Genomic DNA, 19,876 nt, shown 5'->3' with positions numbered 1-19,876 from the left:
TCAAATCCTTCAAGATGGACGCCACCGAACAGCAGAAGCTGATGCTGGCCGTCGACAAGCAGGGCAAGGACCTCGACGCTGTCGTCAAGGAATGGATCGACAACAACGAGGCCGTATGGAAACCTTGGCTCGACGGCGCCAAGGGGTAACGGCCGATGTGCCTGGCAAGGGATGAAGGCGATCACGGCCCGGTTTCCGCGGCTTGCGGGACCGGGCAACGCGTGGGCCATGGCCGATGAGCGACACCAGGCCGATAAAGCTCGCCTGCCGCAATGTCTGGAAGGTCTATGGCAGGCGGCCGGGATATTATTTCGACTCGCGCGGCTATGTCATCGATCCCGACGCGTTGGCCGAGCGGCTGCGCGCCGAGGCGCATCTGCCCGCCGTGGTGGATGCCACCTTCGAAGTGGCGACAGGCGAAATCTTCGTCATCATGGGACTGTCCGGTTCCGGCAAGTCGACACTGGTGCGCTGCCTGTCGCGCCTGGTCGAGCCGAGCGCCGGCGAAATCCTGTTTGATGGTAAGGATCTGCTGAAGGCGACCGGCAAGGAGCTGATCGAGCTGCGCCGCCACGCCATGGGCATGGTGTTCCAGAATTTCGGCCTGCTGCCGCATCTTACCATCCTGGGCAATGTGGCCTTCCCGCTGAAAATCCAGGGCAAGCCGGTGAAGGAGCGCGAGGCCCGCGCCCGCGAAATGATCGCGCTGGTCGGCCTGGAGGGACGCGAGGGTTCCTACCCGCACCAGCTCTCCGGTGGCCAGCAGCAGCGCGTCGGCATCGCCCGTTCGCTCGCCGTCGGCCCGGAACTGTGGTTCCTCGACGAACCGTTCTCGGCGCTCGATCCGCTGATCCGCCGGCAGATGCAGGACGAATTCCTGCGCCTGCAGCGCATGTTGCGCAAAACCATCATCTTCATCACCCACGACATGGGCGAAGCCTTCCGGCTGGCGGATCGGCTCGCGATCATGCGCGCCGGCAAGATCGTCCAGATAGGCCGTCCGGCCGAAATCGTCCTGAACCCGGCCGACGACTATGTCGCGCAATTCACCGAAGACATGCCGCTGCTGCGCGTCATCAAGGCCGGCGATCTCGCAACGCCGCTGGCGGGAGCAAGCGCGCCCGACCAGAGTGTCGCGGCCGACGCCAGCCTGGAGGAGCTTATCCCGCGTTTGGCCTCCGGCGTCGGCGCTTTCGCAGTGCTGGATACGGGCGCCGGTGCGCCGGCGCTGCTCACCGCCAGTTCCGTTCTGGCCGTGCTGGAGCGGGAGCAGAAGAGGCGCACGCGATCATGACCGCGCCGGCCGTATCGTTCCGATCGGCGCCGAGGGTCGCGATCGAGCCGGGGCTTCTGCCCTGGTGCGTCTTCATGGTGCTGACGGCCCTGTGTCTCGTCCTGAAGACCGACTTCCCCTGGCTGGTGACATTCCCGAAGGAGTGGACCTTGCCGCTCGCGCCGGCCATCAACGCGGTCACCGACGCTGTCGTGACCGTCGTCCAGCCGGTATTTCGGGCTCTCTCCGCCGTGCTTGACGCACCAATGCGCGGCGCGCGAACGGTGCTGGTCTGGCTGCCATGGCCTGCCGTCATGCTGGCGGTGGCGGCGCTGGCGCTGAAATCGAGCGGCGTGCGGCTGGCCGTCTTCGCCCTGCTCGCGCTCGGTTACATCCTGCTGGCAGGCTACTGGCCGCAGAGCATGAGCACGCTGTCGCTGGTGCTGCTTGCGGTGCCGATCTCGACCATGCTCGGCTTCGGGCTCGGCGTGCTTGGCCACGCCAGTCCGCGATTGCGCCCGGCACTGCTCGGCACGCTCGACCTGATGCAGACCGTGCCGGCCTTTGCCTATCTCATCCCGCTGCTTCTGCTGTTCGGCTTCGGTCCGGTGGTCGGGCTCATCGCCAGCGCCATCTACGCGACGCCACCCATGGTGCGTAACACCATGCTCGGCCTCGGCCGCGTTCCTTCCGACATCGGCGAGGCGGGGCTGATGAGCGGCTGTACGCGCCGCCAGCAATTCTGGCAGGTCGAGGTGCCGACCGCACTGCCGCAGATCCTTGTCGGCTTCAACCAGACGACGATGGCGGCGCTCTCGATGGTCATCGTCGCCGCCATCATCGGCGGCTTCGAGGACATCGGCTGGGAGGTGCTGTCTTCCATGCGCAAGGCGGAGTTCGGCCAGAGCATACTGTCGGGTCTGGTGATCGCCCTGCTCGCCATCCTCATCGACCGCTTGACCATCGGTTTCGCCAAACCGCGGCCCGCGGGTCCGACAGTCGCCATGATCTGGATGACCGGGCGCAGGCTGGTGGCGACGCTGGTGCTGGCCGTGGCGCTGGCCGCCGCCATCCGGTTGCTGTGGCCCGACGACAGGCTGTTGCCCGCCTCCGGTCTGCGCATGCAGGTTGGCGGCGTCAATCAATGGCTGCTGGGCGTGGTGCGCGACTATGCCTGGCTGTTCGACGATATCCGCAACGCTGTCCTTTACTGCCTGCTGCTGCCGCTCAGGATCGGCATTTCAGGTGCCGCCACGCCGGCGCTTTGGGGCTTCTCGCTGCCGCCGGCGGCGATTGCCGCATATTGCGCGCTCGTCCTGGCTCTCGCCGGTCTGTCGACGCGCGGTTCCGGCTGGCGGGCTGGCCTGGCAGTGCTCGTCACCGGCCTTGTTCTCTATACCGGCTTCCTCGGTCTGCCCTGGCCGGTCTTCATCCTCGGCATGGCCTTGCTGGCCTTGCAGGTCGCCGGCGTCAGGCTTGGCCTCTTCGCACTGGCGGGCTTCATCCTGATCCTGGTCAACGGGCTGTGGCCCCAGCTCATCCAGTCGCTCTACCTCTGCACGCTGGCGGTGCTGCTTTGTCTCCTCATCGGCGGCGCGTTGGGTGTCTGGGCGGCCTACAGCGATCGCGTCTCGCGCATCCTGAAACCGGTCTGCGACGCGCTCCAGACCATGCCGCAATTCGTGTTCCTCATTCCCGCCCTGATGTTCTTCAAGGTCGGCGAGTTCACCGCGCTGATCGCCATCATGCTCTATGCCATCGTGCCGCCGATCCGCTATGTCGAGCATGGCCTGCGGCACGTTCGGGCCGATGTCGTCGAGGCGGTGGAGCAGATGGGCGCGACACCGGCGCAGTCGCTGTTCCAGGCCAAGCTGCCATTGGCGCTGCCGGTGGTGATGCTCGGGCTCAACCAGACCATCATGGCGGCGCTCTCCATGCTGGCGATCGCTGCCCTGGTCGGGACACGCGATCTCGGACAGGCGGTCTATGTCGCGCTTGGCAAGGCCGACGCCGGCATGGGCCTTGTCGCCGGCCTCTCGATCGCCTTCCTGGCCATTCTGGCCGATCGCCTGATCCAGGCGGCGGTCTCGGGGCGACCGGCGGCCTGAGCCCCGCAAACGCATCCGCCTGTAAGGCAACGTGACCGGATTTGCCATTGAGCGTGGGGTGCGATAGGTTATATTGCACTGCACAATGGAGACGCCGTTTCTTGTACGCCCCTGTTTGCGGATATGCCGGCCGGCCCGCGGCCTGCCGGCCACGGGTCGTCTCGACGGGACCCTGAGATGAAAATTCCAAAATCCCTGCTGGTCGATCCGGAGAAGAATTCGGTCTATGGCAGCTTTGCCGTTGCCGTCTCGATCTGGGCGTTCTCCTATTCCGTGTTTTTCGGCCAGGTGATGATCCTGGCCTATTACGCGGTCTGGCTGCCGCTTATCATGGTCGACTACCGGCGGTTCCTGCGACAGCTGTCCAGCGCGTGGCTGCCGCTGTTGTTCGCGGCGTATATCTGCTTTTCCGTCTTCTGGTCGCAGGCGCCCGGCATCACCGCCAGAACGGCGGTCCAATACCTGTCCCACATTGCCTGCGCCTATGTCGCGGCGCGCACCATCAGCGTGCGGACCCTGACGCTGGGTTCCTTGATCGGCATATTCTTCGTCATGCTCTATTCGCTCAAGGTCGGGGCCTACTCCGAGGATGTTCTTGACGGCACCTACAATTTCGTCGGCGCCTTCGCCTCCAAGAACCAGATCGGCTTCGTCGCCTCGCTCGGCATCTATTTCTCGGTCGTGTTCCTTGCCTTCTTCCGGCGTGGCCGGTTGAGCTTCATCCTCACCGTGCCTGTCGTGCTGTTGTCGGCCTACCTCCTGGCGATCGCCCATTCGGCGACGTCGACCGCCTCGATCCCGGCGGTGCTGGCGTTGATCGTGCTGCTCGCCATGACCAAACTCCTGTCGCGGCGCTATCGTCGGGTGATCTTCCTGGTTGGCGCCGGGTTGATCGCCGTCGTGGCCTTCGTCGCCCTCAATCTTGGGCTGATGGACTTCGTGCTCGGTCTCTTCGGCAAGGATTCGACGCTCACCGGGCGGACTTATCTGTGGGAGCAGGGCTGGAACGCCGCCATGCGGTCGCCGATCCTGGGCGTCGGCTACGCCGCTTACTGGGTGCAGGGTTTCGCGGAGGCGGAGCGGCTGTGGAACGAATTCTACATCACCACCCGCACCGGCTTCCATTTCCACAACACCTATGTCGAGGCGCTCGTCGAACTCGGCTTCACCGGCGCGGTGATGATATCGCTGATCATGCTGCGCTCGCTCTTCGGTCACATCACGGCGGTGATGTTCAAGTCATGGCAGGCCGATTCGGTTGTTCTCATCGGCGTGATGGTGCTGCTGCTCATCCGCTCCTTCGTCGAGGTCGAGATCCTCAACCCCTACATCATGGGCTCGTTCCTGATGTATTTCAGCTTCTTCAAGCTGGCGCGCCTGCCCGTGACCCGTACGCGATGGTCGGCGGCCTTCGAACCGGCGGACGCAAACAGGAACGAGGCAGGCTGGCCCCGGCATGCCGGTCGCCCGCCAGCCCCTGCCGGTCATCTCGTGCAAAAGTGACCTCGGCTTGCCTATCTAGAGCGGTTCACCGTTTCACGGAAACGGCGAACCCCTCTGACTCTTTGTTTTAGCGCAATTCCGGACGGAAAACCGTTTCACACTTTTCCTGGAATTGCTCTACCGCTCCCATCCCTGCGTGAAGGGGTAGCGCTGCGACCACAGGTTCGCCAGGCGAGGGTCCGCGTCAACCCGGCGCATAGCATCCGCGAGGGAAGGCGCCACTTCATAGAAGCGCCGCCGGCCCGGCGACCATCTGGAAGCGGTCGCGACATACAGGTCGAGCACGGACAACTCCTCCCCCAGAAGGTACCGGCTCGGCCGCAACTGGTCGCCCATGAACGCCCAGCATCGGGCGATACGCTCGAACAGGCGCTCTCGAATTTCCTCATGATCATCCGGCCGTTCGAGCACGCGTGCTGGATTGTCGGCGATCCAATAGAGGGCATAGATGGCGGAGGATACGAATGTCATCCAGCGCAGGAATTCCGCTCGCCGCGGGTCGGACAGGCCAGGCGCAAGACGGCCTTCCGGATGGCTGTCGGCGAGCCATATCAGGATGGCGGCGCTTTCGGTCATCAGCTTTCCCGACGGCAGCGCGAGCGCCGGCACCTGAACCATGGGGTTGACGACCCGAAGTTTGTCCGCCTGCTCCTCGCTCTCCCAGGGAGAATGTTCTTCCACCCTGTATGGCAATCCCAAGAGCTCGAGCGAAGCCTCGATGGGTACGGAGCCTGAGCCGGAGGCTCCATAAACGATGAAGGGCTTGGTGACGGGCATCGTCCCTCCGTTCGCGCTCCGCGGGGGCGTCCGACAGCGCTCACGGCACCCTATGACCCAACAGGAGCCCTGAAGATAGTCCCGGAATGTTTCCGACTTCTGCCGGTCGCCGCGCCTACTGACTTGGCAGCGGCGCCAGTTTGACCTTGATCACGTCGCCGGGCAGCACGGGCGTGTCTTCCTTGGCCGCGATCTCGCTGGTCTTGCCGTCGACAATGCGTACCAGGGCATAGAGCAGGGTGGGCTCGTCGCTGGTGGCGGTCGAGGCCCTCGTGGCGGGGTCGCTGGCCTGCGCTATGAGGCCCCTCTGCATGTTTACCTTCAGCGCCGCCTCGTTCAGGTCGGCTTCCGCCTGCTGCCGATCGGCGGCAAGCGTCGAACTCAAGGTGTTCTGCGCGTCTATGGCATCCTGCGTCGCCTTGCTTATCGACTGCTTGGCGGTGAGGATGGCGGTTTCATAGTCCAGGATCTTGCCCTGCAGGTCGGTGACCGATTGCTGCGAATCGAGAAGTCTCGCATTGGCGACCAGGCCCTTCTGGGCCAGCGGACCGATGCTGGCCAATTGCTGCTGTGCCAGATCGACCTGCTTCTGCTGGTTGACGATCTTCTTCTGCAGCGATTCGATTTCGGCCTGCAAAACCCCCTTGAGATCGTCGAGCGCTTCGAGCTTCAGCTTCAGCGCCTTCTGGTCCGAGGTCAGGATCGTCATCTCGTCGTTGACGATGGTTGGCAGCCTGGGATCGCCCTCGACCTCCTTCGGCACCTCGAAGGTCGACTGGCCGGCCATGTCGGCGTCGATGCGGGCTCGCTTGACGATCAGCCGGAGACGCAGATCGTCGGAAATATCGAAATTGCCCTTAGCGGTAACCAGATCCTTACCGAGCTGCGGGCCGTAGTCGGTGTTGCGCCGGATGCCGCCGGCGACGCTGATCGCCTTCAGCACGGTGAGGTCGGGAACGTAGGGAAACTGGCCGGGGTTCTGCACTTCGCCCGAGATGTAGAATGGCCGGAACTGCGCCATTTCAACCGAGGCTTCCGGCCTGTCCGAGAGAGCCAGCTTATGCTGCAGCGCTTCGCCGATCGCGGCCGCCACCTCCGCCGTGGTCTTGCCGGCGGCCGGCAGTTCGCCGACGAACGGCACCGACAGCGTGCCCGCCGGGCCCACCGTGTATTGACCGTTGACCGACGACCAGTCGCGGAAGGTGCTTTCGACGGTCTGCCATTCGGCAATGCGGATGGTGAGCTTGTCCTGCGAACCGAGGCGGTAATCATCGGCTGTGGCGATCCGGGGCAGAAAAGCGACCGAGACCGCGACGCATGTGGCCATGAGCCGGGAGCGGCCGAGAAAGCGGCCACCGCCGGAAGCTTCGAACATGTCTGTTTTCAACTCAACGTTCCGATCCGTTTTAGCCCCATCGCCCGATGAGCTTGCCGCCGGATGCCGGGCATCGATAATGCCTGGCTTGGAGCGGCCGGGTCAGTAAGAACCGCGCGACATCCAGACGGCCGGCACGGTCTTGATGATGATGCGCACGTCACCGAACAGCGACCAGTTCTCGACATAGTGGCGGTCGAACGCGACGCGGCTGTCGTAGGAGACATCGTTGCGGCCGCTGACCTGCCACAGGCCGGTGAGGCCGGGACGGGACTTCAGATAATACACAGCCGCGCTGCCGTAGATTTCCAGTTCGTCGCGAACCACGGGACGAGGCCCGACAAGGCTCATGTCGCCCTGCAGGATGTTGATGATCTGCGGCAGTTCGTCGAGACTGAGCTTCCTCAGCACCGCGCCGACGCGGGTGACACGCGGGTCATTCTTCAGTTTGCGGGTCGCGACCCATTCGGCGTTGGCCTCGGGATTCGTGGCAAGATAGGCCGCCAGCACCTTGTCGCCATCCGGAACCATGGTCCGAAACTTCAGGCACGGAAAAATCCGCCCGCCGCGGCCGATTCGCCGATGGCCGTAGAAAATCGATCCACCGTCTGAAAACTTGACCAGAAGCGCGATCATGACGAACAGCGGGCTGAGAGCGATCAAGCCGGCCAGCGAACCAAAAATGTCGAAGCTGCGCTTGATAAGGCCACCGATCGGCGGCGGAAAATCGGTGCCAGCCTGCGAAAAGTCCGCCGTGGCCGACTTGGCAATATCCCTCATGCCGAAACTCCATGCGTTGAACGAATGGTTTACCGCACGATATCAAAAAAATGTTGCAGCGCAACACACAATTTCCCAACCCGTTGAAATAGTCACGTCATGAATTGACTAAATAGTAAGCTCGTGATGCACATTTTTCAGGATGTTTAGCACATTTGTGACAATAAATGGGCAGATCGAAAAAAATCCGGACCTTTTTGGGGCGATTCTTGGGCAAGCGGTTCTAGGCCGGCCTCCAGGGTGCATATTAGAGCTTTAGAAAGATGCGAACCTCGCGCTGATTAACATAAAATACTACTCAATATTGTAGATTATACTGAAAAGGATCGACGGTTGCAGATTGCTGGAAATGCGACTGTGTGCGTTGCAGCATGGCAGAGTCCATCGCGCAAGCTCAATCAAAAATATGTGCGGTTGCCCTTGCCGCCCTCTGCCCGTCTTAATAGAATTGCAAATTATACCTGTCAGGGTGGCGACAGGTTGAAAGGCCGGAAGCAACCGGTCGAAAGCGGGTGGTTTAACAAGCCCGCATCACAAGGGACGGCGCTCGGGTAGGGCAAACGTTGGATATAACCCGAGCCGGTTTATGGGCTGTTGGGTATGTCGCTTCCAAAATTCATCGTTGGGATGCTTTTCGCGCTCGCGATCGTGGTTGCCTGGTCCTGGCTGGGCGGAGCTTCGCTGGGTACGACCTTGCTGCGCGTCATCATCTGCGCCGTGGTCATCCAGGCCGGCTACTTTGTCCTTGTCTATGCCATGATCGCCCGAAGCGCGCCGACGCCGGCGGACAGGTTGCGCGAAGCCGAAAGAAAGCTGAGCCCGACCGACGTGACCGAAGGCGAGAAGCTGAGCAACGCCCGCCGCAGCCTTCATTAAATCCTGCCCGACAGCGACTCTTGCCGCAAAGCCTTTCCGGCCTCAGGCCACATTGGCGGGCTCGGTTTCCGATTGCTCTCCCGCAAGCATCCTGGACAGCCGGCTCGCGGGCTTTGCCTTGAGCCGCTGATATTGTCCGACCTCCACGACGCGGCCGTCCTCCATCGCCACCACCCAGTCGGCAAAGGCGATCATTGACGGCCGGTGCGCGATGGTCAGGATCGTCATCGTGCCGCGCAGGCCGTCGATCGATCTGGCGATCAGCGACTGGTTCTGCCAGTCGAGCGCGCTGGTTGCCTCGTCGAGGATGAGCAGGGAAGGCTTGCGCAACAGCGCGCGCGCCAATGCGATGCGCTGGCGCTCGCCACCCGAAAGCCGCACGCCGCGGTCGCCAACCACCGTATCGAGGCGGTGGTCGAGCCGTTCGACGAATTCGCCTGCATTGGCGGCGCGTAGTGCCGCCCATAACTGTTCGGGGCTGGCCTGCGGCGCGGCTAGTCGCAGGTTTGCCGCGATCGTATCGTGCAGCAGAAACACGTCTTGCGGCACATAGGCCACCTGGTCGCGCCAGCGGCGGCGATTGGCGCCATCGATCTCGACGCCGTCGACGAGGATCTTGCCGGAGGTCGGTTCAAGCAGGCCGAGCAGCATGTCGGCGATCGTGCTCTTCCCCGATCCGGAGGGGCCGATCAGGGCGGTGACCTTGCCGGCCGGAAGGCCGAAAGTGATGTCGCTCACCACCGGTTTGGCGGCACCGTCATAGGCGAAGGAGACGCCGCGAATGTTGAGCCCGGTATCGAGCGACAGCTTGGCGGTATTCTCTGACCCGGTATGGCCCTGCTCCCGCTCGGCGTCGAAACGGGCCTGCAGGCCGCGCATGGACATGTAGGCGGGCAGATTGATCAGCACCTGCTGGGCCTGCGTCTGCATGTCCATGAAGCGCGGGGCAATGCGCATGAAGACAAGCAGCATGACGACAATCTCGGCCAGCGACAGGTTGAAACGGACCAGCGCGACATAGATGAACAGGCTCAGCCCCACCACGCTCGCGACCTGGAACACGGCGGTACCGATCGAGGAGTTGCGGACATAGTCGATGTTGTCGGCCTTCATCCTTTCGAGCGTGGTCTGCAACTGCGCGAAATAGCTGGCCTCGACGTTGAGGCTCTTGGCCACCTTGATGCCGCCGAGGAATTCTGAGACCGTCCGGTACTGATCCTGGCGATTGGCCGTCAGAATCCGTCCGAAGGCGGTGGCCCGGGCCCTGAATGGCTGCAAGGCGATGAACATCAGGATGCCGATGACCACCGCGAACCCGGTCATCACAGGCGAAATGAACATCGAGATGACGAGGTAGCCGGCCAGCAGCACGGCGATCTGCACCAGCATCAGCAGAGCGAAGGCCGCACCCTGGACGCGGTCTATGTCGCCGGTCAGCGCATGGTCGAGATCGGAACCGCGCATGCGCGTGAACACGCCCCAGCGTGCCTTGCCGATGCTCTCGAACAGGTTCATGCGCAGGCGGTTGATGAAATCGAACAGCAGCCTGGCCATGTAGACCGATTTGAAGCGGTTGAACGCCGCCTGCATGGCGACAAGCCCGACCAGCAGGCACAAGACCGTGCTCAGTTGCAGCGTTCCGCCCGGCACCAGCCAGTGCACGAAATCGGTGTTCGGCAACCGGATCGCGAAATCCTGGTCGGAGCGCCCGACCAGATGCAGCAGCGGCACCAGCAGCAGGATCGAGATGCCTTCCGTCAGGCTGCCCAGGATCAGGAACAGCAGCGCCGTCCAGGTTCGCCGCCCGCCGATCTCGGCTATGGTCGCGCCGAAGGCGGCGACGTCGCGGAACAGCGACAGGCTGAAGACCGATGATCTAGGCATCGCCAGCCAGTTCCCTTTCGATCAGCGCCACGGCCTCGCCGATCCTGTCGAGACCCGCTGGAACTTCCAGCCGGCACACGCCGACATGGTTAGCGATTCCTGAACATTGACGAAGATGCATCGCCGCGAAATCGCCCGACAGCGCGGCACGGCCAAAACGCGTCACATAGGAGAACTTGATGATGGCGGGCAACGCGGCGATGCCCGGCATGCGAGTGGCTTGAGCCTTCTGGCCGCGCTCGAGGATATAGATCCTCGCCGCCGGCACCTTGCTCCGGGAAAAGGCGCCGTCCAGGCGATGCTGCATCTTCTCGATCGCCGGGTGGACCTGCGGCCGCACCTGCGCTTGGGCAAGCGGGATCGCGGCCGCGGCGTCGGCCGCCAGCTTTATCTGCGGAAATCCCGGAACGATCATCGGCTGGTCGGGTTCGCTGAGGTCGATCGCCACGACATCGTCGGTAAGCAGCTCATGTCCGGCCCGGATCAATGCGCTTGCCGTCGTCGACTTGCCGGCTCCCTTGTCGCCCATGAAGATGGCGCCCTGGCCGGCCACCGCGATGGCGCTGGCGTGCAGGACGAGCAGGCCGCGCTGGTGCAGCAGCAACGCCATCACCGGTCCCAGCAGCGGGAAGGCGAGCAGCGCGTCGTCGACACCGGGCGCCGGCTCGACATCGATGCGACAGCCGCTGATCAGGAACGCACCGACGGCGTGCCACGCCAGGTACTGCCGCTCCGGTTCGAAACGAAAGATCGTCGCGGCCTCTGGCGAAGGCTTCGGCATGTCGATCGGCCCGAGGGCGATCAAGATGTCGGCCACCCCAGGCTGCGCCGGTTCGAGTTCCGGCAGCGCCACGTCGGACGCGATGGTCAGGCCATAGGCCCGGTAGAAGCGGTGTTTTCTCTCCGGCCTGCCCGTTGCAGGAGGGGCATGCATGGCGAGCAGATCGTCACCGGGCATCATGCGGCACTCCCGTTGCGCTGGACCTGCCGCAGCCACAGCGACAGCGAGGCCGAGCGCCAGACGTATTGGACATCCAACGGCGCTGGCTGATCGGGCTGGCGCAGCAATCGCTGATAGGCGGCGCTCACCTGTGGCAGGTTGACGTAAGGCGCGATGCGGCCTGCGTCAGAGACGAGCAATTGCTCCAGGAGGTCGCGATGGTTGCGCACCATGCCGTTGACCAGATTGGCGGTGAAGTCGATCTTGGTGCGGCGCCATTGCACCGCTGGCGGCAGAACGCCTTCCATGGCGCGGCGCAGCACATAGCGGCCAAAGCCTTGGCTGAGCTTCTCCTCGCCCGGCAGCGCCAGGCAGAATTCGACCAGCGGCTTGTCCCAGAAGGGATAACGCGGTTCGACGCCGAAATTGGCCGCGGCCTTGTCGAGCACCTCGAAAGAGTGCGGGACATAGCCGTTCGACAGGATCCAGCGATGGCTGAGCGCATCGCTTGCCTGGACACCGGGCGGCATGTAGCCGGCCCGGTGAAAGCGGTCGATGAGCTCGGTCCGCCTTGCCAGGTCCGGATTGATCAGGTCGCGCCAGCTGCGCGCGCGTCGCGGTTGGACAGGCCGGCCTATCCTCGCCAGGACACGGTTCGCCAGTTGCCTCAGCCTGGCGATGCGCCAGGCCGGCCCGTAAAGCGTTAGAAACTGGAAATAGAGGCCGAGCGTGGAGTCGCCATAGGTGTTGGAGGCGCTGCGGACCTCGCGCCAGAGGTCCAGCCATCTGCCGCCATTGGCAAGTTCGTGCAGGTGGCCATGGCCCGGCGAAACGACTTCGTCGCCACCATGGCCGTCGAGCAGCACCTTGATGCCCTTGGCGCCCGCCGTGCGATAGATGCCGCGGGTGAGTGTGAGGCCAGGCGCCAGGAATGTCCCTTCCTGTTCCTCCAGCACCCGCTCGAACTCCGCGAAGGGCGCATAATTGCCGACCGGGATCAGGGTCGGGTCCATCGTCTGCTGCTCGAGCACGGCATCGATGAAGGATCGCTCGTCCATCGGCGAACCCTTCTCGAAAACCAGCGAGAATGTCGGCAGCTTCGGTTTGCGGTCGGCGGCGTTGCGCAGGCCGGCCACGCAGGCGATCGAGGAGGAATCGAGGCCGCCGCTCAGCATCGCGCCAACGGCCTGACTGCCGCGCATGCGGTTGCGCACCGATTGCGCGAACAGATGGGCGAATTCCTCCGCCGTATCGGACCGCGACGGCCGCGGCGACGGTTCGATCTGCCAGTACCGCCGCAACGCGACCTGTTGCGCGGTAACCGTCAGGCTGTGGCGAGCCGGCAGGCTGAAGATATCGCTGTAGGCTGTGGATTGCGGGTCGTCGGGAAGCCCGGCCAGGAAGCCGGAAATCCGGTGCTCGCTGACCCGCGCGCCGACCCCGTCGAGGCCAAGCATCGGCCCGATTTCCGAGGCAAAGGCGAACAGCCCGTCCGCCGCGTGATAATAGAACGGCTTGACCCCGAAATGGTCGCGCGCGCAGAACAGCAATTGCCGCTCCGCGTCCCAGATGGCAAAGGCGAAATCGCCCTGCAAATGCACGGGACAGGCCTCACCCCAGCGCAGATAGGCTCGCATCAGCAGCAGGGCGTCGGGCACCGACCTGTCGCGTATGCCCAGCCTCGCCATCAGCTCGTCGCGGTTGTCCAGCCGGCAATCCGCCGTAATGGCAAGCCTGCCGCCGGCCATGGTGAGCGGGCCGGGACCAGCCTCGTCGGTGGTGTTGAGCCAGGCATGCCCAAGCGCGATGCCGGCGTCCAGCCACCAGGAATTTCCGTCAGGGCCACGGTGGCGCATGCGTGCCAGCATCCGCTGTATGTCGGTCGCGGCATCGGCCGGCGCGGGGCCTTGTCGTTGCAGGGTGCCGGCGATGCCGCTCATCGGCTGCCGTGATCGACCAGATGGGCGAAACCGTCCAGCGATCCGCCAAGCACGATATGGTTGTCGCTGATCAGCCAGGCATGCGCTTTCAGCTGCGCGCCTGTATCGCGCTCTATGCCGATGCGGATGTTGGAGGCGTTGCCCTGGCGCGCGAGAAGATATTGGCCCGAAAGCGCCTGCGTAAGACATGTGGCGCGCGGCACGAAGCGGGCGGCCGCGGCAACCCCCCAGGCGACGCGCCGCAGCTCGCCCATGCTGGCGCATTGGCGCGCGTTGAGCCGGGTCACCATGGCGCGAAAGCGATTATACGACAGGACCGTCAGGCCGAGCCGAACGGCCGCGACCACCAGCAGGCAGCGGCATAGGAAAACGGCCTCGGAGCCGCTCAGCGAGAAAACCCTGGCCAGTCCACGCCGGCCGGACTGGCGTTTCACCGGGTTCGGTCTCTTTTCCGCCAAGGATTTTTGCCGCGAGCTCATGGCTTTTGACGGAACCTGCCTAGACAAGTGCCTCATTGTGCAATCTCGCAAGCCCGTTTTCAGCCAGGCCCCTCAGCAGCGCGTCGACATCGGCCCTGCAACGCTCGGCATCGACATTGTAGCGCGCGAGCACGGCGCCGCGGATATCCACGATCGGCCTGGGCTCCTGAATCAGCTCCCAGATGAAAGCGCCGACACCGTTGAGGCTGTAATAGACATTCGATTTCAGGTTGAGGAGCGCGAGGCCATTGCCGAATTCGCAGGCCACGGCATCCCCCGTCGCACTCACGCAATCGTGCTCGGATGGGTTCCAGTTCATCCTAAAACCTCGCTTGCAACACGCCGTCTACGACAAAAACCAACAGTGCCAACCAGGGAAGTCGGGGACTTTCATCCCCGGCTCCCTCTCATGGTTATTCAATCCCGGAGGCCCAACGTCTTCCTCCAGGACCAGCATTGACTCAGGAGAACGTCAGGTCGCCGATCGGGGTGTGCGCCGGAAAAGACGCGTCGATCGCCGTGCTGCCGCCGCCGCCCTGGGTGATGGTCTCGATCGAACCATGCACCGTCAGGCTAGGCGTTTCGTACTCATGCTTTTCAACATTCTGTTCCATTTTACTCTCCAATGAGGACTGGAAACGGCCTGTCGAGTACCGTCAGCACTTTCATGCTGCGATGCAATAGCTGCATGGCAACATTTATGAGTCAAGCCTGATTTACCCCGCGTTAATCAATTATGGGTTGCGGGCGTCACCATGTGTGTGAGGGTTGCTCAAAATTCGGCCTCTTTTGAGCGGAAACCGAATGCGGTCGGAAGGTGTTTCTGGCGATTCGTTAAGCAATTGATTTTGCTTGCATAAAAATTCCACCTCGGCGATGATTTTTTAGGCAGCGCTAAAGGAGCGGAAATTTCCTTAGCCGGACGGTGTCGATGGCCGGTTGAGACGCGTCGACGGGTTCGGAAAATCAGCCATTTACGCCACCGCTCGCAAGGCCGGCATCAAACGCTCTGGTTGTAAAATTTTGCAGTGCAAAAGGAAAGACTTTACGGCGCCCAGGTTTTTGACGATGCTTTGCTTCGCACCTGCAGCATACACGTCGCGCGAACCGCCTTTTGGAGACTGTGCGCTTAATGGCCTTGCCGGAAAGCTCCTATGAAAGACTGCGCGTCGGCGACTGCACCGACGAGATTGCCTATGTGCGGGCCTGCTTACGATTGTATTTCGCGGCCCCTGCCGCCTCGGCGGGCCAGATGTCGGCAGCGGGTCTTTCCGCCGCCGCCATTGCCGATATCGCCAGGCTGAACAAGGTCGCCGCCTTCGCTTGGAAGACGCTGTCGCATGCCCCGGCGGGAGACAGACCGGTCGAGCTTTTCCAGTGGCTCGACACCTATCGCCGGCAAACGGTTTCGATGAATGCCGCCTGCCTGATGGATTCGATGGCGATTCATCGGGCGCTGTGCGACAGGCGGATCGATTTCGTCTTTCTGAAAGGGCCGTTCCAGCAGCATCTGCTTTACGGCGACCATTTCATGAAGCCTTCGGGCGACGTCGACATCCTGGTCTCCCCCGCAGGATTTGCAAACGCGCGCGATGCGCTGCGTTCCATCGGCTACGAGGTATCAGGCAAGTCCCGCTCCGTCTGGTGGATACGCTTCCTCGGTGAACAGCACATGGTCCGCGGCGAAGGGCCAAGATCGTCCACGGTCGACCTTCACTATCGCCTTCAGCAGCCGGGTTCACCCAGCCCGCGTGATGGCGACGGGTTCCTGCGGCGCAAACGGCTGGTCAGGATAGCCGGCGCGGAAGTGCCGTTCACCTCGGCGGCCGACACGCTGATGCTGTCGTGCATCAGCGTCGCCAAGGCGCTGTTCAACCGGGAGCCTTGCGCCGGCTATGTCTGCGATATCAGGGCCAGCGCCAACCGCCTTGACGAAGCCGATCAGCGGCGCGTGCTCGATGCGGCGGTGAGCCAGGGGCTGGAGGACACGCTGCTGCTCGGCCTGCGTGCCGCTGATGTGCTTCTCGGCGGCACCGGCACGCTCCTGTCGGAACGGGCCAAGCCGATCCTGTCGCGCATCGGCAATGAAGACCTGCTCAACATGGTCATCGCGCCATGGCTGCCGTCGCTACGGTGGCCACAGCGGCGAACGGTGTTGTGGGAATTGTGCGGCCGGGCTCCCGTCCGCTACCTGGCGGAGGCCGGCTGGGCGGCATCGGCGGATCTCAGCCGCCGCATCTTCGAACGCCCGGCCAGCCAATGACGGCGGCGGCGTTGGACATAGAACGCGTACAGGGCGAGGGCAGATCGGAACCTGTGCAAGAGGCAAGCCCATGTCGATGACGAAATCCGAGGTCTGCGTGATCATCGCGGCCAAAAACGCGGCGCGTACGATCACGGTTGCCATCGCTTCCGCGCTGCGTGAGCCTGAGGTGGCGGAGGTCGTCGTCGTCGACGACGGTTCCACGGACAAGACGGCCGAAGTCGCCCGGTCCGCCGATGACGGCAGCGGCCGGCTCATGGTGATGCGCCTCGACATCAACCGGGGGCCGTCTTTTGCCCGCAACGCCGCGATCGCCGCCTCGAAGGCACCATTCCTCAGCATCCTGGACGCGGACGACTTCTTCCTTGAGGGCCGGTTTCGCAACCTGTTCGCCGTCGCGGATTGGGATTTCGCGGCCGACAACATCATGCTCATCCGGGACGACGCGACCAGCGACGCGACGAAGATCGTCGCCCCGGATTTTGCCGCCGATCCGCAATTCCTCGATTTTGAAAGCTTCGTCGAAGGCAATATCTCCAGGCGCAGCGTGCAAAGGGGCGAGCTTGGCTTCCTGAAGCCTGTGATCAGCCGTGCCTTCCTCGACCGCCACGGCTTGCGTTACGATGAAGGGCTGCGCCTGGGCGAGGACTATGAACTCTACGCAAGAGCGGTCGCTCATGGGGCACGCTTCAAGGTCATCCGCTCCTGCGGCTACGGCGCCATCGTGCGCGCTGATTCGCTCAGCGGCCGCCACAGGACGCAGGATTTGCGGCGGCTGGCCGACGCCGACCTAGCGCTGCTGGCGATCGACAGCCTGCCGGAAGGCTCCAAAGCGGTGCTGCGGCGGCATGAGCGGCATGTGCGCGACAAATACAGGCTGCGCAATTTCCTCGACGTGAAGGCCGAGCGGGGGTTGGCCTCGGCGGCGGCCTATGCCTTCGCAAGCCAGTCCAATCTTGTCCCCATCGTCCAGGGCGTGGCGTCGGACAAACTCGAAGCGCTGTTTCGTCGCGTCGGCCTGGTATCCAGGCAAAGGCATGTGCCGCCGCTGCGTTTCCTGATGGCCGGAACCAGCACGGGCAAGGAGCGATAAGCCTCGGGAAAAGCTAGGGTTCATCGCCGACGGCAACGTCGACCCGCAAACCATTTCCATCGGATTTATGAGTTTACGAATTGGGTGGTTGCCTCATGGCTCCGGTGATGGCAGTCTATGTTGCGGTGCAGCAATTGAACGACCAGCCGAACTGGCCCCCGATCGGACTGGTCTGAAGTCTCTCCCGTCAGAGGAGTGGGACGATGCGACTTTCGAGCCCCGGAGGCGGGGATTGGCCAGCGCCCGGCCCGCAGGCCGGGCAAGTCGGATGATGACAGGACTCTAACCCATGGCCTCGATATTCGGCTTCAGATCCAGGGACCCGGCCCGCGACCGGCAGGCTGACATCGCGCGCTTCGACCGTCTGGCGAAGCTGTTTGAGCAGATCGCGGCGGAGATCGAGGCCGAGAAAGCCGGCCTCGAAAGCCGCTACCGCAAGACGGCGACGAATGCGGCCTTCCTCGTCGAAGCCATGGAAAACGGCTCGGCCTCCGAGCGCCGGTCATCCGAAGTCGGCGCGCTGACGGAGCAGATCCTGAATAGCGAACGCCGCATCGCGGCGTTGTCACGCCAGAATGGCATGATGAAGGAACTCCGCAATTCGCTGGATTCGGTCTTCGACGAGGGGACGGCGTACGATTCGGCCGCCGCTGATTTCACCAGGCCCGCGGGCGCCGGTCGGGCGTGACGATGAGGGCGTGGCTGTACTTCGAAGGAATGATGCACGCTTCAAGGTATGGTGCAAAACAGAAGAGGGAAATCGGGAGAGGTCAGGCAGAGGCCAAGGTTGGCCCGTTTGGAAGCGGTTCAAACGTCGACTTTGGGTTGGGGACGCACAGCACAAAGGTGAGTTTGGTATGAATTCGGATCCGAAGACTACGTCCACGAGCGGAATTGATGCGCGGCCCGTCCTCCATCGCGCCAGGCAAGCAGGCTGGCGCAGGCTGGCTTGCCCTGCCGCGTTGGCGCTGGCCGCCCTCGGCAGCCTGTGGTCGGCCCCTTCCCGGGCGCAGGATATCCAGTCCGCCCCTTCCTTCGTCGACGACTTCAAGAGTTTCGACCGTTCGCGCTGGTATGTTTCCGACGGCTGGAACAACGGCAGCCATCAGAACTGCACCTGGTCGAAGGGGCTGGTGGAGCTTACCGACGGGGTGCTGTCGCTGGGCTTCGAAAAGCAGAAGCTGAAGGATCGCGATTTTGCCTGCGGTGAGATCCAGACCAAGCAGCGCTTCGGCTATGGCACCTATGAGGCGCGCATGAAGACCGACAGCGGCTCGGGCCTCAACGCGGCGTTTTTCACCTATATCGGTCCTTCCGACAAGCAGCCCTGGGACGAGATCGACTTCGAGGTCCTGACCAAGGACACCTCCAAGGTGCAGGTCAACGCCTATATCGGCGGCAAGGGCAAGAACGAGAAACTGGTCGATGTGCCCGGTGGCACCGACGGCGCCTTCAACGACTACGCCTTCGTCTGGCAGAAGGATTCCCTGCGCTGGTATGTCAACGGCCAATTGGTCAACACCATCACCGATCCGGCGAAGCTGCCCACGCATGCCCAGAAGATCTTCTTCAGCCTTTGGGGCAGCGACATGATGAAGGGCTGGATGGGCGCATTCGCGGATCCGGGCCGCAAGGTTTCGCTGCAGGTCCAGCGTGTCGCTTTCACCGCGCTCGGCGATGCCTGCCAGTTTCCGGAATCAGTGGCCTGCAGCATAAAAGAATCGGGAAAGACGAATTGAACCGGCCGGACCGAAAACGGTTCCAGGCCCTGCACAGGAACGAAACCGAATGAACTTGACGGTGTTTGGAATTGGCTATGTCGGCCTCGTGCAGGCGGCGGTGCTGGCCGAGGTTGGCCACCAGGTTGTCTGCGTCGATGTCGACGCCAGCAAGGTGGAGCGGCTCAACCAGGGTTTCGTCCCGATCTTCGAGCCCGGTCTCGAAAGCATCGTCAGGGAAAACCATGCCGCCGGCCGCATCAAGTTCACCACGGATGCGGCCGCCGGCGTCAGGCACGGCGAGATCCAGATGATCGCGGTCGGCACGCCGCCCGGCGAGGACGGTTCGGCGGACCTGAAATATGTGCTGGCGGTCGCCGAGACCATCGGCCGCGAGATGGACAGCGCCAAGATCGTCGTCGGCAAGTCGACCGTGCCGGTCGGCACCTGCGAGAAGGTGAAGGCCAGGATCGCCGAGACGCTGAAGAAGAGAGGCCGCGAGGACCTCACCTTCGACGTCGCCTCCAATCCCGAATTCCTCAAGGAGGGCTCGGCCGTCGCCGATTGCATGAGGCCCGATCGCATCATCGTCGGCACTTCGAGCGAGGAGACCGAGGCGGTGATGCGCGAGCTCTACGCGCCCTTCAACCGCAACCACGAGAAGATGATCGTGATGGACGTGCGCAGCGCCGAATTCACCAAATATGCGGCCAACTGCATGCTGGCCACCAAGATCAGCTTCATGAACGAGATGGCCAACCTTGCCGAGCAACTCGGCGCCGACATCGAGGAGGTGCGCAAGGGCATCGGCAGCGACCCGCGCATCGGCTACCATTTCATCTATCCGGGCCTCGGCTATGGCGGTTC

Annotated in this window: 18 protein-coding genes; 9 read left to right on the top strand and 9 right to left on the bottom strand. The window is 63.2% G+C overall.

From position 1 onward, the window contains the following. The first annotated feature begins 235 nt into the window (after positions 1–235). The 3 genes from J0I79_RS28365 to J0I79_RS28355 all read left to right on the top strand — a co-directional run bounded on the left by J0I79_RS28365 (position 236) and on the right by J0I79_RS28355 (position 4,884). Entirely contained in the window at positions 236–1,294 is a 1,059-nt protein-coding gene (locus J0I79_RS28365) for a betaine/proline/choline family ABC transporter ATP-binding protein (RefSeq protein WP_292867118.1), read from the top strand. Further along, positions 1,291–3,381 (top strand): ABC transporter permease subunit, encoded by a 2,091-nt coding sequence (locus J0I79_RS28360; protein ID WP_292867116.1) that lies wholly within the window; start codon positions 1,291–1,293, stop codon positions 3,379–3,381. The genes J0I79_RS28365 and J0I79_RS28360 overlap by 4 nt, the downstream gene beginning before the upstream one ends. Positions 3,382–3,558: 177 nt before the next feature. Further along, positions 3,559–4,884 carry an O-antigen ligase gene (locus tag J0I79_RS28355; protein WP_292867114.1) on the top strand — a complete coding sequence of 442 codons (1,326 nt, stop codon included), beginning with the start codon at positions 3,559–3,561 and terminating at the stop codon, positions 4,882–4,884. 117 nt (positions 4,885–5,001) lie between these two features. Here J0I79_RS28355 and J0I79_RS28350 read toward each other — a convergent pair whose 3' ends face one another. From J0I79_RS28350 to J0I79_RS28340, 3 genes are all read right to left on the bottom strand, one after another. After that, positions 5,002–5,661: a glutathione S-transferase family protein gene (locus J0I79_RS28350; protein WP_292867112.1), complete on the bottom strand. Its 660-nt coding sequence runs from the start codon at positions 5,659–5,661 to the stop codon at positions 5,002–5,004. A gap of 115 nt (positions 5,662–5,776) precedes the next feature. Further along, complete coding sequence (locus J0I79_RS28345) at positions 5,777–7,036, bottom strand: polysaccharide biosynthesis/export family protein (protein ID WP_292867110.1); 1,260 nt, start codon at positions 7,034–7,036, stop codon at positions 5,777–5,779. A 102-nt stretch (positions 7,037–7,138) separates the two neighbouring features. Beyond that, a complete protein-coding gene (locus J0I79_RS28340; protein WP_292867108.1) occupies positions 7,139–7,816 on the bottom strand; it encodes a sugar transferase in 678 nt (225 codons plus the stop codon). Positions 7,817–8,416: 600 nt separating this feature from the next. On the opposite strand from J0I79_RS28340, the gene J0I79_RS28335 reads away from it, so the two are divergent. After that, a complete protein-coding gene (locus tag J0I79_RS28335) occupies positions 8,417–8,692 on the top strand; it encodes an exopolysaccharide production repressor exox (protein ID WP_292867107.1) in 276 nt (91 codons plus the stop codon). A 42-nt stretch (positions 8,693–8,734) separates the two neighbouring features. Here the strand turns inward: J0I79_RS28335 and J0I79_RS28330 are convergent, their stop codons facing one another. The 6 genes from J0I79_RS28330 to J0I79_RS28305 all read right to left on the bottom strand — a co-directional run bounded on the left by J0I79_RS28330 (position 8,735) and on the right by J0I79_RS28305 (position 14,549). Continuing rightward, positions 8,735–10,576, bottom strand: a complete 1,842-nt coding sequence (locus tag J0I79_RS28330; protein WP_292867106.1) for an ABC transporter ATP-binding protein — start codon at positions 10,574–10,576, stop codon at positions 8,735–8,737. Beyond that, positions 10,569–11,537 (bottom strand): serine kinase, encoded by a 969-nt coding sequence (locus J0I79_RS28325; RefSeq protein ID WP_292867105.1) that lies wholly within the window; start codon positions 11,535–11,537, stop codon positions 10,569–10,571. Before J0I79_RS28325 ends, J0I79_RS28330 begins: the two co-directional genes overlap by 8 nt. After that, positions 11,534–13,456, bottom strand: coding sequence for a lasso peptide isopeptide bond-forming cyclase (locus J0I79_RS28320; RefSeq protein ID WP_292867103.1), 1,923 nt, complete (start codon positions 13,454–13,456; stop codon positions 11,534–11,536). The genes J0I79_RS28325 and J0I79_RS28320 overlap by 4 nt, the downstream gene beginning before the upstream one ends. Then, complete coding sequence (locus tag J0I79_RS28315; protein WP_292867101.1) at positions 13,453–13,890, bottom strand: lasso peptide biosynthesis B2 protein; 438 nt, start codon at positions 13,888–13,890, stop codon at positions 13,453–13,455. Before J0I79_RS28315 ends, J0I79_RS28320 begins: the two co-directional genes overlap by 4 nt. A 64-nt stretch (positions 13,891–13,954) precedes the next feature. After that, the gene (locus J0I79_RS28310; RefSeq protein ID WP_292867099.1) at positions 13,955–14,254 is read right to left on the bottom strand and encodes a PqqD family protein; all 300 of its coding nucleotides are present in this window, start codon (positions 14,252–14,254) and stop codon (positions 13,955–13,957) included. Positions 14,255–14,396: 142 nt separating this feature from the next. Then, entirely contained in the window at positions 14,397–14,549 is a 153-nt protein-coding gene (locus tag J0I79_RS28305) for a lasso peptide (protein WP_010913078.1), read from the bottom strand. 518 nt (positions 14,550–15,067) lie between these two features. Here J0I79_RS28305 and J0I79_RS28300 point away from each other — a divergent pair. From J0I79_RS28300 to J0I79_RS28280, 5 genes are all read left to right on the top strand, one after another. Next, entirely contained in the window at positions 15,068–16,198 is a 1,131-nt protein-coding gene (locus J0I79_RS28300; protein WP_292867097.1) for a nucleotidyltransferase family protein, read from the top strand. A 70-nt stretch (positions 16,199–16,268) separates the two neighbouring features. Further along, a complete protein-coding gene (locus J0I79_RS28295; RefSeq protein ID WP_292867095.1) occupies positions 16,269–17,291 on the top strand; it encodes a glycosyltransferase family 2 protein in 1,023 nt (340 codons plus the stop codon). Between the two features lie 289 nt (positions 17,292–17,580). Next, positions 17,581–17,979, top strand: coding sequence for a hypothetical protein (locus J0I79_RS28290; RefSeq protein WP_292867093.1), 399 nt, complete (start codon positions 17,581–17,583; stop codon positions 17,977–17,979). 169 nt (positions 17,980–18,148) lie between these two features. Then, complete coding sequence (locus J0I79_RS28285; RefSeq protein WP_292867091.1) at positions 18,149–19,030, top strand: family 16 glycosylhydrolase; 882 nt, start codon at positions 18,149–18,151, stop codon at positions 19,028–19,030. A gap of 49 nt (positions 19,031–19,079) precedes the next feature. After that, on the top strand, positions 19,080–19,876 hold a 797-nt coding region (locus tag J0I79_RS28280; RefSeq protein ID WP_292867089.1), incomplete at its 3' end, for a UDP-glucose/GDP-mannose dehydrogenase family protein.

It is taken from the genome of Mesorhizobium sp., from assembly GCF_017306585.1.
Taxonomy (GTDB): Bacteria; Pseudomonadota; Alphaproteobacteria; order Rhizobiales; family Rhizobiaceae; genus Mesorhizobium.
Note: the sequence above shows the minus strand (reverse complement) of the source record. Positions and strands in the feature narration are given on the sequence as shown.

Excerpts from the sequence above, each read along its gene's own strand:
- J0I79_RS28310 (WP_292867099.1), bottom strand. The coding sequence starts at position 14,254 with ATGAACTGGAACCCATCCGAGCACGATTGCGTGAGTGCGACGGGGGAT.
- J0I79_RS28295 (WP_292867095.1), top strand. The coding sequence starts at position 16,269 with ATGTCGATGACGAAATCCGAGGTCTGCGTGATCATCGCGGCCAAAAAC.
- J0I79_RS28285 (WP_292867091.1), top strand. The coding sequence starts at position 18,149 with ATGAATTCGGATCCGAAGACTACGTCCACGAGCGGAATTGATGCGCGG.
- J0I79_RS28325 (WP_292867105.1), bottom strand. The coding sequence starts at position 11,537 with ATGATGCCCGGTGACGATCTGCTCGCCATGCATGCCCCTCCTGCAACG.
- J0I79_RS28360 (WP_292867116.1), top strand. The coding sequence starts at position 1,291 with ATGACCGCGCCGGCCGTATCGTTCCGATCGGCGCCGAGGGTCGCGATC.
- J0I79_RS28305 (WP_010913078.1), bottom strand. The coding sequence starts at position 14,549 with ATGGAACAGAATGTTGAAAAGCATGAGTACGAAACGCCTAGCCTGACG.
- J0I79_RS28335 (WP_292867107.1), top strand. The coding sequence starts at position 8,417 with ATGTCGCTTCCAAAATTCATCGTTGGGATGCTTTTCGCGCTCGCGATC.
- J0I79_RS28330 (WP_292867106.1), bottom strand. The coding sequence starts at position 10,576 with ATGCCTAGATCATCGGTCTTCAGCCTGTCGCTGTTCCGCGACGTCGCC.
- J0I79_RS28340 (WP_292867108.1), bottom strand. The coding sequence starts at position 7,816 with ATGAGGGATATTGCCAAGTCGGCCACGGCGGACTTTTCGCAGGCTGGC.
- J0I79_RS28290 (WP_292867093.1), top strand. The coding sequence starts at position 17,581 with ATGGCCTCGATATTCGGCTTCAGATCCAGGGACCCGGCCCGCGACCGG.
- J0I79_RS28365 (WP_292867118.1), top strand. The coding sequence starts at position 236 with ATGAGCGACACCAGGCCGATAAAGCTCGCCTGCCGCAATGTCTGGAAG.
- J0I79_RS28320 (WP_292867103.1), bottom strand. The coding sequence starts at position 13,456 with ATGAGCGGCATCGCCGGCACCCTGCAACGACAAGGCCCCGCGCCGGCC.
- J0I79_RS28300 (WP_292867097.1), top strand. The coding sequence starts at position 15,068 with ATGGCCTTGCCGGAAAGCTCCTATGAAAGACTGCGCGTCGGCGACTGC.
- J0I79_RS28355 (WP_292867114.1), top strand. The coding sequence starts at position 3,559 with ATGAAAATTCCAAAATCCCTGCTGGTCGATCCGGAGAAGAATTCGGTC.
- J0I79_RS28350 (WP_292867112.1), bottom strand. The coding sequence starts at position 5,661 with ATGCCCGTCACCAAGCCCTTCATCGTTTATGGAGCCTCCGGCTCAGGC.
- J0I79_RS28345 (WP_292867110.1), bottom strand. The coding sequence starts at position 7,036 with ATGTTCGAAGCTTCCGGCGGTGGCCGCTTTCTCGGCCGCTCCCGGCTC.